The organism is Kitasatospora sp. NRRL B-11411 (assembly GCF_000721345.1).
GTDB classification, from domain to species: domain Bacteria; phylum Actinomycetota; class Actinomycetes; order Streptomycetales; family Streptomycetaceae; genus Kitasatospora; species Kitasatospora cineracea.
The window spans coordinates 1-12,198 of sequence record NZ_JOGH01000155.1 but is presented as its reverse complement, the minus strand read 5'-3'; the positions used below and the strand labels follow the sequence as shown (position 1 = coordinate 12,198).

12 protein-coding genes, 1 tRNA gene and 1 pseudogene are annotated in these 12,198 nt (G+C 75.0%); 6 read left to right on the top strand and 8 right to left on the bottom strand.

What is annotated here, in order from left to right:
• Nucleotides 1–198 precede the first annotated feature (198 nt).
• Nucleotides 199–272, top strand: a tRNA-Ala gene (locus IH44_RS0136200).
• A gap of 139 nt (nucleotides 273–411) precedes the next feature.
• On the opposite strand, the gene IH44_RS0136195 is transcribed toward IH44_RS0136200, so the two are convergent.
• A complete protein-coding gene (locus IH44_RS0136195) occupies nucleotides 412–762 on the bottom strand; it encodes a zinc ribbon domain-containing protein YjdM (RefSeq protein WP_030464078.1) in 351 nt (116 codons plus the stop codon).
• 314 nt (nucleotides 763–1,076) lie between these two features.
• Between IH44_RS0136195 and IH44_RS0136190 the strand changes: the two genes are divergently transcribed.
• The 3 genes from IH44_RS0136190 to IH44_RS0136180 all read left to right on the top strand — a co-directional run bounded on the left by IH44_RS0136190 (nucleotide 1,077) and on the right by IH44_RS0136180 (nucleotide 3,517).
• Entirely contained in the window at nucleotides 1,077–1,436 is a 360-nt protein-coding gene (locus tag IH44_RS0136190) for a helix-turn-helix transcriptional regulator (protein ID WP_232795229.1), read from the top strand.
• A 189-nt stretch (nucleotides 1,437–1,625) separates the two neighbouring features.
• Complete coding sequence (locus IH44_RS0136185; RefSeq protein WP_030464076.1) at nucleotides 1,626–1,814, top strand: hypothetical protein; 189 nt, start codon at nucleotides 1,626–1,628, stop codon at nucleotides 1,812–1,814.
• Nucleotides 1,811–3,517: a SulP family inorganic anion transporter gene (locus IH44_RS0136180; protein ID WP_030464075.1), complete on the top strand. Its 1,707-nt coding sequence runs from the start codon at nucleotides 1,811–1,813 to the stop codon at nucleotides 3,515–3,517. Before IH44_RS0136185 ends, IH44_RS0136180 begins: the two co-directional genes overlap by 4 nt.
• A gap of 82 nt (nucleotides 3,518–3,599) precedes the next feature.
• Here the strand turns inward: IH44_RS0136180 and IH44_RS0136175 are convergent, their stop codons facing one another.
• The 6 genes from IH44_RS0136175 to IH44_RS0136150 all read right to left on the bottom strand — a co-directional run bounded on the left by IH44_RS0136175 (nucleotide 3,600) and on the right by IH44_RS0136150 (nucleotide 8,455).
• The gene (locus tag IH44_RS0136175) at nucleotides 3,600–4,136 is read right to left on the bottom strand and encodes a hypothetical protein (protein WP_030464074.1); all 537 of its coding nucleotides are present in this window, start codon (nucleotides 4,134–4,136) and stop codon (nucleotides 3,600–3,602) included.
• Between the two features lie 2 nt (nucleotides 4,137–4,138).
• Nucleotides 4,139–5,299 (bottom strand): acyltransferase family protein, encoded by a 1,161-nt coding sequence (locus IH44_RS0136170; protein WP_051818039.1) that lies wholly within the window; start codon nucleotides 5,297–5,299, stop codon nucleotides 4,139–4,141.
• A 66-nt stretch (nucleotides 5,300–5,365) separates the two neighbouring features.
• Entirely contained in the window at nucleotides 5,366–6,010 is a 645-nt protein-coding gene (locus IH44_RS0136165) for a response regulator transcription factor (RefSeq protein ID WP_030464072.1), read from the bottom strand.
• Nucleotides 5,950–7,227 (bottom strand): sensor histidine kinase, encoded by a 1,278-nt coding sequence (locus tag IH44_RS0136160; protein WP_030464071.1) that lies wholly within the window; start codon nucleotides 7,225–7,227, stop codon nucleotides 5,950–5,952. The genes IH44_RS0136165 and IH44_RS0136160 overlap by 61 nt, the downstream gene beginning before the upstream one ends.
• Complete coding sequence (locus IH44_RS0136155) at nucleotides 7,224–8,006, bottom strand: CPBP family intramembrane glutamic endopeptidase (protein WP_232795228.1); 783 nt, start codon at nucleotides 8,004–8,006, stop codon at nucleotides 7,224–7,226. The genes IH44_RS0136160 and IH44_RS0136155 overlap by 4 nt, the downstream gene beginning before the upstream one ends.
• 125 nt (nucleotides 8,007–8,131) lie before the next feature.
• Nucleotides 8,132–8,455, bottom strand: coding sequence for a hypothetical protein (locus IH44_RS0136150; protein ID WP_030464069.1), 324 nt, complete (start codon nucleotides 8,453–8,455; stop codon nucleotides 8,132–8,134).
• Between the two features lie 216 nt (nucleotides 8,456–8,671).
• On the opposite strand from IH44_RS0136150, the gene IH44_RS0136145 reads away from it, so the two are divergent.
• Entirely contained in the window at nucleotides 8,672–10,864 is a 2,193-nt protein-coding gene (locus IH44_RS0136145) for a geosmin synthase (protein ID WP_030464068.1), read from the top strand.
• Between the two features lie 209 nt (nucleotides 10,865–11,073).
• Here IH44_RS0136145 and IH44_RS44910 read toward each other — a convergent pair whose 3' ends face one another.
• Nucleotides 11,074–11,280 carry a toxin-antitoxin system HicB family antitoxin gene (locus IH44_RS44910; RefSeq protein ID WP_232795227.1) on the bottom strand — a complete coding sequence of 69 codons (207 nt, stop codon included), beginning with the start codon at nucleotides 11,278–11,280 and terminating at the stop codon, nucleotides 11,074–11,076.
• Between the two features lie 45 nt (nucleotides 11,281–11,325).
• Between IH44_RS44910 and IH44_RS44905 the strand changes: the two are divergent.
• Nucleotides 11,326–12,198 (top strand): annotated as a pseudogene (locus IH44_RS44905) (RNA-guided endonuclease InsQ/TnpB family protein); the annotation flags it as partial.

The window sequence follows — 12,198 nt, the reverse complement described above, 5'->3', positions numbered from 1 at the left end:
AGCCGGCCCAGCCCCCCGCCGCCGCGGACTGGTCGACCCGCCCCCGCGCCGCCAACGAGTAACCGCCCCGCCCGCCCCGCCCCGGCCGCAACCCCCCACCTGCGCCGGGGCGTTCGCGTCCCCCGGCACCCTCGCCGCCGGACCGTTCCGACCATGGTCACGGGCACCTCCGCGGAGGTGATAGAGTTCTTTCTTGTTGGGGCTGTGGCGCAGTCCGGTAGCGCACCTCGTTCGCATCGAGGGGGTCAGGGGTTCGAATCCCCTCAGCTCCACCCGACAAAGGCCCTCCCGGGTAATCCGGGAGGGCCTTTGAGTATGTCCGGGGCCGGTTCGGCGGCGTGGCGGTGCGTCAGTGCCGCGGGAAAGGCGGCGGCCCGGGGCGGGCGGGCGGCCCGCCGCCGGGCCGGGGGGTCAAGACTTCTTGACGACGCTCGACTTGAGCTGCATGGCGCCGAAGCCCTCGATCCGGCAGTCGATGTCGTGGCCGTCGACGCCGTCGATCAGGCGGATGTTGCGGACCTTGGTGCCGGCCTTGATGCCCGAGGGGCTGCCCTTCACCTTGAGCGCCTTGACGACCGTCACGGTGTCGCCGTCGGCCAGCACGTTGCCGACCGCGTCCCGGACGGTGCGTTCGGCGGGGGAGTCGGCCGGGGCCTCGGCGGGGGACCACTCGTTGCCGCACTCGGGGCAGACCATCAGCGCGTCCATCGCGTAGGTGTACTCGCTGGAACATTTCGGGCAGGGCGGCAGGTTCTCACTCATTTCGCCACCCTAGCCGAGCCGGACGGCGGCCGAACTGCCGTGCCGGGGAAGGGCGGGGACGCTCGGGCCGCAGGTGTGCGGCGGCCCGCCGAGACGCGTCCCCGACCCGGTCACCTCGCAGTTGCGAATGTTAGCAACTGCGAAGGCCGTGATGTCACCTCGGGCCGGAGGGTGGGACGGCGGACCGGTGCGCCCGGCGGGAGCGAACCGCGCGCACTCTCGGTGGCGCCGCGCGGTTGCTAAGGTCGTGCTCGACGGCAACGGCCAGGATCCGACGGAGATGGGGTGAGGATGTGGGCGCCGACACCTCCCGCGTGGCTCCCGTGGTCAGCACGCCGCTGTACCAGGTGAAGGCCGAGTTCTTCAAGACGCTCGGCCACCCGGTCCGGATCCGGGTCCTGGAGCTGCTCAGCGAGCGCGAGCACGCCGTGGCCGAACTGCTCCCCGAGACCGGGGTGGAGGCCGCGCACCTGTCCCAGCAGCTCGCCGTGCTGCGCCGGGCCAACCTGGTGGTCGCCCGGCGGGAGGGCAGCACCGTGCACTACAGCCTCACCAGCCCGCAGGTGGCCGAACTGCTCGCGGTGGCCCGGGAGATCCTGGGCGGCGTGATCACCGGGCAGGCCGAGCTGCTGGACGGCCTGCGCGCGCCCACCGGGGCGCAGCCCCGCGCCTGACCGGACGCGTCCTCCGCTCCGCGCCCGACCGGGCGCACCCTCCGCTCCGCCCCCTGGGTGCCTTGCGGCTTCCGGTATGCGAAAACAGTGATTTGCGAAATTCGTAAAGTCCATACATGATGCCTGCTGTGGGACCGGCAGCCGGCACGCCCGAACGGGCCGGGCCGGGAACGGCCGAGGAGGGCGACGGTGACCGGGAGCTTCGACGGGGAACTGCGCGAACAACTCACCCGGGCCAGGCAGGCCGAGGCCGAGGCCCGCGACGCCGGGGACGAGGACGGCGCGTCGGCCTACGCCGGGCGGGCCGCCGAACTGCTGCGGATCGCCGGACAGCACGGGATCGAGCTCCCGCCGGAGGCTCCGGCGGACCGGGCGTGAACACCGTCCGGCGCCGGCTGGCGGCCGTCCTGCCCGACCGGCGGACCCTCGCCACCATGGGCCGCTCCCCGCGCAAGGACCTGCTGGCCGGACTGACCGTCGCCGTCGTCGCGCTGCCGCTCGCCCTCGGCTTCGGCATCTCCTCCGGCGCGGGCGCCGAGGCCGGGCTGGCCACCGCCGTGGTGGCGGGCGCGCTGGCCGCGGTGTTCGGCGGCTCGAACCTCCAGGTGTCCGGCCCGACCGGCGCGATGACGGTGGTGCTGGTGCCGATCGTCCACCGCTACGGCACGGACGGGGTGCTGACGGTCGGTCTGCTGGCCGGGCTGGTGCTGGTGGCGCTGGCGCTGGCCCGGGCCGGGCGCTGGATGGCGTACGTGCCGGTGCCGGTGGTGGAGGGCTTCACCGTCGGCATCGCCGGGGTGATCGCGCTGCAGCAGGTGCCCGGCGCGCTCGGCGTGCCCAAGCCGGGCGGCGACAACCCCGCGGCGGTCGCCGCCCGGGCGGCCGGCGCCTTCCTGGACGCCCCGCACTGGGCGGCGCCCGGCCTGGCGCTCGGCACGGCCGCCGTGATGCTGGTCGGCGCCCGGCTGCGGCCCGCCGTCCCGTTCTCGCTGCTCGCGGTGGTCGCGGCCACCCTGCTGGCCCGGTTCGCGGACCTGCCGGTGGCGACCATCGGCCACCTGCCCGCCGGGCTCCCGGCGCCCTCGTTCGGCTTCTTCGAGGCCGCGGACGTGCCCGCGCTGCTGCCCTCCGCGCTGGCGGTCGCGGCGCTCGCCGCCCTGGAGTCGCTGATGTCGGCGACCGCCGCCGACGCCATGAGCGTGAGCGAACGGCACGACAGCGACCGGGAGTTGTTCGGCCAGGGCCTGGCCAACCTGGCGGCCCCGCTGTTCGGCGGCGTGGCCGCGACCGGGGCGATCGCCCGGACCGCCGTCAACGTCCGTTCCGGCGCGGCCTCCCGGCTGGCGTCGCTGGTGCACGCCGTGGTGCTCGCGGTGATCGTGTTCGCCGCCGCGCCGCTGGTCTCCGGCATCCCGCTGGCCGCGCTGGCCGGCGTGCTGGTCGCCACCGCGGTCCGGATGGTCCAGGTCGGCTCGCTGCGGGCGCTGGCCCGCAGCGGCCGCGGCGAGGCCGCGGTGCTGGTGCTGACCGCCGCCGCGACCCTGGCGTTCGACCTGGTGACGGCCGTCGTGGTGGGCCTGCTGGTGTCCGGGGCGCTGGCGCTGGCCGAGGTGGCCCGGGCGGCCCGGGTCGAACAGGTGCCGCTGCACGGGGAACTGCCGCCGGCCGACCACCACGACGAGGAGCAGGCGCTGCTCGCCGAGCACATCGTCGCCTACCGGATGGACGGGCCGCTGCTGTTTGCCGCCGCGCACCGCTTCCTGCTCGAACTGACCGGCGCGGCCCGGGTCCGGGTGGCGATCCTGCGGATGTCGCGGGTCAGCGCGATCGACGCCAGCGGCGCGGTGGTGCTGGGCGACGCCATCGCCGAACTCGAACGGCGCGGCACCCTGGTGCTGGTCTCCGGCCTGCGCGCCGAGCACCACCGCCCGCTGGACGCGCTCGGCGTCCTGGACCGGCTGCGCGCGCAGGGGCGGGTGTTCGACACCACCCCCGAGGCGATCGCCTGCGCGCGGCAGCACCTGGACCCGGACGGGACGGAACTGGCGGCGGGCGCGGCGGGGCCGGGGGCCGCCAGGTGATCGGACGCCGGCGGCGCCGGCACCCGCCTGTCCGCCGTCGGCGGCCGGCCCTGGGACCGGCCGCCCCTGGGACCGGCCGGCCTCAGGGCTTGAGGGCGGTCAGGTGCAGGACGGTGGTGTCGCCGGACGGGGTGCTGACGACGGTGCCGGCCGGGGCGGGGCCGAAGGTGTGGACCTGGTGGGGGAGGCCCGGGGGGAAGGCCCAGTCGACGTGGTCGCGGCGGCGCAGGACGGCGGTGTCGTGCAGGGCGGTGTCGGGGCCGGTGGGGGCCGCGGTGGCGTGCAGGGCGGCGAGGTAGGCGGCGGCGGTCGCGGTGGGGACGGCGAAGCGGAGGAAGAGGACGTCGGGGCCGCTCTCCGAGTTGTCGTCGCTGTAGTAGCGGACCCCGGTGGCGTCCGGGGGCAGGGTGACGCCGTAGTAGCGCAGCAGGGTGGGCAGGTTGCGCGGGCCGCCGAGGTTGGCGCAGTCGTACTGCCGGTAGGCGCGGGCGTCGTGCGGGTGCAGCGGCCAGCAGCCGCCCCAGGCGCGGCGGGCGCCGAGCAGACCGCCGCCGAGGACGAGCAGCACCACCAGCACCCAGGTCAGCGGTCTGCGGTGCCAGGCGCGGACAGCGGACATCCCTACCCCCCGGTGTTCCGTCCGCCGCGCCGTCCGTCGTCGTCGGGCCCGGGCGGGCGGCAGTTCCCCGGGATCATAGTCGGCGCCGGCGCCGGGTCGGGGGACGGCTGCCGGGCCCGCAGCAGCAGCCGCAGCCGGGGCGCCAGCAGCGGCCGCAGCAGCCGGGCCACCGGCCGGGTGGACAGCAGCAGGGCCAGCGCGCAGGCGGCGGCGGTCAGCACGGCCTGCCCGGCCGCCGAACCGAGGAAGGCCGTCCGGTAGCCGCCCGCCCGGACCAGCGCCAGCTGGGCGAACGGGTGCAGCAGGAACGCCGCCGTCCCGGTCGCGCCCAGCCCGTCGTACCAGCGGGCCCGGACCGGCACCAGGGCCAGGAAGCAGGCGCCCAGCACCGCGCCCGCCAGGTTGACCGCCGCCGACAGCACCAGCCAGCGCGGCAGCCCCGCGTGCAGCCCCGCCGCGCCCGCGCTCCGGTAGAACCAGGCCGCGTCCAGCCGCGGCACCAGCCAGTACGCGAGCAGCGCCGCCGCCCCGAACACCGCAAGCGCCGCCGCCCGCAGCCACCGGTGGCCGCGCAGCGCCAGCACCCGGCGGCGGTCCAGGACCAGCCCCGCGACGAAGAACGGCAGCAGCTGCAGCGTCCGCCCGATCGACAGCTGCGGCGTCAGCGTCAGCGCCCCCGCCAGCAGCGAGACGGCGACCGCGGTGGCCAGCGGGGCCCGCAGCCGGTGCCAGAGCGGGGCGCTCAGCCGCCACAGGAACAGCGACAGCAGGAACCAGGTCACCCAGACCGGGGTGATCAGGTCCGGCGCGAACGGGGCCCCGGCCAGCCGGGCCGAGTACCAGCCCAGCAGGGTGGTCCACAGCAGGTACGGGGCCAGCACGCCGCCCAGCAGCCGGTCGAGCTGCTCCGGGCGGGCCGCGAACGAGCGCGAGAACCAGCCGGAGAGGAACACGAACACCGGCATGTGGAAGGCGTACACCAGCAGGTAGGCGGCGTGCAGCACCCGGTGGCCGGGCATCCGCGCCAGCGGCTCCCAGAAGTGCCCGCACACCACCAGCACCGTCGCCAGCAGCCTCGCGCGGTCGAAGAACGGGTCGCGGGCGGCGGCGGGGCCTGCGGCGGCCGCGGGGGCGGGGCGGGCGGCCCGGGAGTCGGTGAGCACGGGTTTCCCCCGGTCGGAGCGCTGGCGGACCGCACGACTCTACGGGACCGGGCCGGGCCGGCCCGGTCAGCGGCGGAGGTAGGCGAGGACGGCCAGCACGCGGCGGTTGGAGTCGGGGGTGTGGTCGATCCGGAGCTTGGCGAAGATCGCGGCCGTGTGCTTGGCGACCGCGCTCTCGCCGATGTGCAGCTCGGCCATGATCGCGGCGTTGGAGCGGCCCCCGGCCATCAGGCGCAGCACGTCGAGTTCGCGCGCGCTGAGGTCGGCGGTGGTGCCGCGGGCGGTGGAGCGGGCCATCAGCCGGGCGATCACCTGCGGGTCCATCACGGTGCCGCCCGCGGCCACGGTGCGGACCGCGTCGACGAACTGGGCGGTGCGGGTGACCCGGTCCTTGAGCAGGTAGCCGACCGCGCCGCGCCCGTCGGCGAGCAGCTCCTGGGCGTACAGCTGCTCCACGTACTGGGAGAGCACCAGCACCGGCAGCCCCGGCCGCTCCCGGCGGACGGTCAGGGCGGCCTGCAGGCCCTCGTCGGTGTGGGTGGGCGGCAGCCGGATGTCGACCACGGCCACGTCCGGCGCCGACTCCCGCAGGGCGCGCAGGAGTTCGGGGCCGTTGTCGACCGCGGCGGCGACCTCGAAGCCGTGGTCGGTCAGGGTGCGGGCGAGGCCGTCGCGGAGGAGGAAGAGGTCTTCGGCGAGGACGACGCGCACGGGATCTCCAGGGTCGCGGTGGTCGGGCCGCCCGGCGGGCTGTCCAGGGCGAGGGTGCCGTCGAGGGCGGCCAGCCGGCGGCGGACGCCGGCGAGCCCGCTGCCCCGGCCGGGGTCGGCGCCGCCGCGGCCGTCGTCGCGCACGACCGCCCGCAACCGGCCGTCCGCGCAGCGGAGTTCGACGTCCACCCGGTGGCCGCCGGAGTGCTTGCCCGCGTTGGCGAGCAGCTCGGCGACGGCGAAGTACGCGGCGCCCTCGACCGGGGCGGGCAGCCGGCCGGGCAGGTCGGCGGAGACCTCGACGTCCAGGAAGCAGTCCAGGGCGAGCGAGCGGACGGCGTCGGCCAGGCCCCGGTCGGCCAGCACCGGCGGCAGCACGCCGTGCACCAGGTCGCGCAGCTCCTGCAGGGCCCGCTCGGAACTCGTCCGGACCTCGCCGAGCAGCCGGCGGGCCGTGCCGGGGTCCTCGTCGAGCAGCTGCTCGGCCCGGTCCAGGGCCAGCCCGAGGGAGACCAGCCGGGCCTGCGCGCCGTCGTGCAGGTCCCGTTCGATCCGGCGCAGTTCGGCCGCCTGGACGTCGAGGACCTCGGCCCGGCTGTCGGTCAGCTGGTCGATCCGCTGCTCCAGCCGGGCCTGCGCCGGGCCGTCCAGCAGCCGGGCCGTCCAGGCCGCGTACCGGGCCAGCACGGGCGGGGCGAGCCACAGGCCGGCGGCGGCGAAGCCCAGGCCGAGCAGGGCCGCGGCGAGCGCGTTGACGGTCGAGTCGACCGGGACGAAGGCATACCAGTTGCCCGGGCCGAGCAGCTGCCACAGGAACGGCTGCACCAGCGCACCGGCCAGGCCGTAGCCGACCAGGGTGGGCGGGACGGCCACCAGCAGGCAGCTGCTCCACGGGGCCAGCCAGGACCAGGCCAGTTCGCGGCGGAAGCCGGGCGCGCCGAGCAGCGCCACCACGCCCGCGGGCAGCGGTTCGGGGGCGGCGGGCGCGCGGCCCGTCCAGCGGGCGAGCAGCGCGCGCTCGCGGTCGGCGCCGCGGCGCAGCAGCCGGGCGGCGGGCGGCAGCAGCGGCAGGCCGAGGCCGACCGGCAGCAGGGTGAGCGCGCCGCCCGCGGCCAGGCCGCGCAGGGACGTCGTCAGGGAGCGCCACGAGGCCAGGTGGCAGCGGCCGAGGGCGAGCAGGGCGGCCCGGACCCGGACGGACTGCGGTCGCATCGTCATATCAGCGCGATGCTATCCGGGTGCCCGGCGCGCTCCGCAGGCCCGGTCCGACGGGCCGTCAGCACCCAGGGCAGCGCCACCAGGACGCAGGCCGCGCCGAACAGCAGCACCGGGCCGGTCGCCCCCGACTCCTGGTCCAGGAACAGCAGCAGGCCCAGGTTCACCAGCGCGTGGAATCCGCCCGCGACCGGCAGCCGCCACCGGCCCACCCGCTCCCAGGCGAAGCCCAGCAGCACCGACATCGCCACCGTCGCCGCCAGGAACCCCGCCGCGTACGCGGGGGACCGGGTGAACACCCCGACGTGCCAGCACCCCCAGGCCAGGCCGACCGCCACCGACGAGGCCCACGGCCCGAACCGCTCCCGCAGCAGCGGCTGCAGCAGGCACCGCCAGCCGACCTCCTCCCCGCAGGCGCCCAGCAGTTGGGCCGCCGCGACCACCCCGAACGGCGCGGCCAGCGACCCCGGGTCGCGCACCGCCACCGGCACGCCGCACAGCGCCGCCCCGGCCACCGCGACCGCCGTGACCGCCACCGCGGACAGCAGCACCGCGAGCCCGGCCGGGCCCGCCCCGCGCCCGCCGTACCCGGCCAGCAGCCGCCGCACCTGCCCCGGCCGCCACCCGGCGACCGCCGCCACCCCCAACGCGGGCCCGAACTGCGTCAGTTGCAGCACCTCCTCGGGCAGCCCCGTCGCGGGCTGCACCGCCCCCAGCGCCCCCGCCGCCACGAACGCCACCACCAGGAACACCCCGGCCGGCCCGATCCACTTCCCGCGCACCGCACTCCACCCCTCGCTCGGAATCCCCTCCCCCCGACGATCCCGCGCGCGACGCCCCGATCCACTGCACCCACCTGCCCGACGGGGGTGCAGCTACCTGCACCCCCGGGAGCCCTGACGGACGGTCAGTCGTCCTCGAAGGGCTCCTCGCTGAACCGGAACCAGGCCCGGGGCGGGTCGATGTGCAGCAGGAACTCGGCGACCGGGCCGTCGGGGGAGTGCAGGGCGTAGTCCCGTTCGACGGCGGTGTAGGCGTGGTCGAACTCCCCCCACTCCTTCTCCCGGACCAGGCGGAGCGTCTCGGCGAACCGCGGCGCGGCCTCCGCCCAGCCCGGGCCCGGGACGAACTCGCCCCGCAGCCAAGGGAAGTCCGCCTCGTCGATCCGGATCTCGCCGACCGGCTCGGTGCCGCGCAGCAGGCGCCAGGTCTCTTCGGTGAACAGGGTCATCCGGTCAGTCTGCCGCGGGGGTCGGACACCGTCCGGTGTCAGGCGGGCGCGCCGGTACTTCACTCGTACGAGTGGATTCGGGAATCCGGGCGGCCCAGCGGGGTACCGGTGACCGCGGGCCCGTGGGCTCGTTAGGCAGCGCGCCGATCTTCGTCGACGACACACCACTTCGCCGACGACACACCAATCCAGACGCACACCTAGGGGCGGGACCCAGTGGCTCAGCCGTTCGAACTGCCGGACTTCTACGTGCCGTACCCGGCCCGGATCAACCCGCACTACGAGGAGGCGCGGGTCCACACCAAGGAGTGGGCGCGGGGCTTCGGCATGCTGGAGGGGTCGGGCGTCTGGGAGGAGCACGACCTCGACTCGCACGACTACGCGCTGCTCTGCTCCTACACCCACCCCGACTGCGGCAGCGAGGCGTTGAACCTCGTCACGGACTGGTACACCTGGGTGTTCTTCTTCGACGACCACTTCCTGGAGATCTTCAAGCGGACCCTCGACCGCGAGGGCGGCAAGGCGTACCTGGACCGGCTGCCCGCGTTCATGCCGATGGACCTCGCGGACGGCTACCCGGAGGCCACCAACCCGGTCGAGGCCGGCCTGGCCGACCTGTGGCAGCGCACCGTCCCGCACATGTCGCCGCACTGGCGGGCCCGGTTCGCCGAGTCGACCAGGAACCTGCTGAACGAGTCGCTCTGGGAGCTGTCGAACATCAACGAAGGCCGGGTCTCCAACCCGGTCGAGTACATCGAGATGCGCCGCAAGGTCGGCGGCGCGCCCTGGTCCGCCGGGCTGATCGAGTACGCGGCCGACGCCGAGGTGCCCGAGCCGGTGGCGCACTCCCGGCCGCTGCGGGTCCTGCGGGACGCCTTCTCGGACGGCGTGCACCTGCGCAACGACCTGTTCTCGTACGAGCGCGAGATCGGCGAGGAGGGCGAACTGTCCAACGGCGTCCTGGTGCTGGAGACCTTCCTCGGCTGCTCCACCCAGCAGGCCGCGGACGCCGTCAACGACCTCCTCACCTCCCGGCTCCAGCAGTTCGAGAACACCGCGCTCACCGAACTGGGCCCGCTGTGCGCCGAGCACGCGCTGAGCCCGGCCGAGGTCGCCCGGGTGGTGGCCTACGTCAAGGGCATGCAGGACTGGCAGTCCGGCGGCCACGAGTGGCACCTGCGCTCCAGCCGCTACATGAACGGCGGCGGCGCGGCCGCGCCCGCCCACGGCCCCAGGGGCCTGGGCACCTCCGCCGCCAACCTCCGGCTCGCGGCGGGCATCCGCGGCCTGCGCAGCTTCGTCCACACCCCGCACCGCCGGACCGGCCCGGTGCCGCTGCCCGACCTCCCGATGCCGTACCCGCTCACGCTCAACCCGCACCTGGACGGCTCCCGGGAGTACGTGGTCCGCTGGGCCCGCGAGTTCGGCCTGCTCGACCCGGAGCCCGGCGTCCCGGGCTCCGACGTCTGGGACGAACGCAAACTCCGCGACTACGACTTCGCGCTGTGCGCCGCAGGCATCGACCCCGACGCCACCCCCGCCGAGCTCGACCTCTCCTCCGCCTGGCTGACCTGGGGCACCTACGCCGACGACTACTACCCCGCCGTCTTCGGCCGCCCCCGCGACCTGCTCGGCGCGAAGGCCGCCAACGAGCGGCTGCACGCGCTGATGACGCTCGACGGCAGCCTCCCGTTCGCGCCGCGCAACGCCCTGGAGTCCGGCCTCGCCGACCTCTGGCAGCGCACCAGCGCGCCGTTCGAGCAGGGCGCCCGGGCCAAGTTCCGCAAGGCGGTGGGGGACATGCTCGACAGCTGGCTCTGGGAGCTCGCCAATACCGCCCAGAACCGCATCCCCGACCCGGTCGACTACATCGAGATGCGCCGCGCCACCTTCGGCTCCGACCTGACGATGGGCCTGGCCCGGCTCGGCCGCGGCGAGGTGATCCCCGAGGAGGTCTACGCGAGCGGCACCCTGCGGGCGATCGAGAACTCCGCCGCGGACTACGGCTGCCTGGTCAACGACCTGCACTCGTACCGCAAGGAGGTCGAGTACGAGGGCGAGTTCCACAACCTGGTCCGGGTGGTGGAGAACTTCTTCTCCTGCGAGCCCGCCGTCGCCTTCGACATCGTGGCCGACCTGACGGCCTCCCGGCTCGACCAGTTCGCGCACGTGGTCAAGGGCGAACTCCCGCTGCTCAAGCAGGACTTCGCCCTCGACAGCGAGGCCGAGCAGGCCCTCGACGGGTACGTCCGCGAGCTGGAGGACTGGATGGCCGCCGTCCTCAACTGGCACCAGCGGTGCGACCGCTACACCGACGACGTGCTGCGCCGGCACTTCGCCCCGAAGACGGCCGTCCCGGCGGAGCTGGGCACCTCGGCGATGCGGATCCTGCAGGCGATCGGCCGCTGAGGCGCGCGGAGCGCGGGGCACGGAAACAGGGGCGTGGGGAACCGCGCGGGCGAGCAGGCCCGGACCGCAGGGCCGCGGCGGAACGGCAACCCACTGCCGTCGCCGCGGTCCTGCGGACGTTCGCCTCCCGCTCCGCGCGGTTCCCCGCGCCCCTGCCGGTGCGGTCCGAGCCCGTGCCGCTACCTGGAATCCGGAGAGTGCTCCGGCCTTTAGGCCGGAGGTGAATCCGGTCCCCTGCGAAGCAGGACGGAGGTAGTCGAATCGCCGCCAGGGCGATTCGGCGTCCCGGCAGGTTCGGCGGCGCGGCGGACGACGGTGGTGATCCAGGAGTTCAGGGAGCGGTCGTCGGCCGCCGCCGCGGCGACGGCGGCGGCGTGGACGTCGTCGGGGAGTCTGAGGTTCAGGTGCTTGGTCACGGTCCCATTCTGACGCCAGCACCAGAGTGGTGCTAGATTGGCATCATGCAGCTCAGGTACTCCTTCCGCGTCTACCCGACGGCGGGTCAGCGTGCGGCGTTGGCGAGGGCGTTCGGGTGCGCGCGGGTGGTGTACAACGACGCTTTGCGTGCCCGCGAGGACGCCCGTGCGGCGGGGTTGCCGTTCCCGAGGGTGGGGGATCTGTCGAAGGTGCTGATCACCGGGGCGAAGAGGACCCCGGAGCGGGCGTGGCTGGGCGAGGTGTCGGCCGTCGTCCTCCAGCAGTCGCTGCGGGACCTGGACACCGCCTACCGGAACTTCTTCGACGGCCTGAAGGGGAAGCGGCCTCGCATGGGTGCGCCGCGTTTCAAGTCGCGTAAGGACACCCGGCAGGCCGTCCGGTTCACCGCCAACGCCAGGTGGAGGATCACGCCGGGCGGGAAGCTGTCCCTGCCGAAGATCGGCGACCTGACGGTGAAGTGGTCGCGCACGCTGCCCTCGGCGCCGTCCACGGTGACGGTGGTCAAGGACAGTGCGGGCCGGTACTTCGCAAGCTTCATCGTGGAGACCGACCCGGCCGCCGACCTGGCCCTTATGCCCGACACCCACCCGGCTGATCCGCGACAACCAAGCGATCGCCGTCGAAGACCTGGCGGTCAAGGCACTCGCGCGCACGCGCATGGCCAAGTCGGTGCACGACGCCGGCTGGTCCCGGTTCGTCCGGATCGGCCGCTTCGAGCCCACCAGCCAGGTGTGCTCGCACTGCGGCGTCAAGGACGGCCCCAAGCCCCTGCACGTCCGGATGTGGACGTGCAGGGCGTGCGGGGCCGTCCTCGACCGGGACGTCAACGCGGCGGTCAACGTCGCCAAGGCCGCCGGACTGGCGGTGTCAGCCTGTGGAGCGCAGGTCAGACGGGC

Bases quoted from the DNA above. Each gene is read 5' to 3' on its own strand.
- IH44_RS0136195 (WP_030464078.1), bottom strand. From the start codon at position 762: ATGAGTGAGAACCTGCCGCCCTGCCCGAAATGTTCCAGCGAGTACACC.
- IH44_RS0136175 (WP_030464074.1), bottom strand. From the start codon at position 4,136: ATGTCCGCTGTCCGCGCCTGGCACCGCAGACCGCTGACCTGGGTGCTG.
- IH44_RS0136160 (WP_030464071.1), bottom strand. From the start codon at position 7,227: ATGACGATGCGACCGCAGTCCGTCCGGGTCCGGGCCGCCCTGCTCGCC.
- IH44_RS0136150 (WP_030464069.1), bottom strand. From the start codon at position 8,455: ATGACCCTGTTCACCGAAGAGACCTGGCGCCTGCTGCGCGGCACCGAG.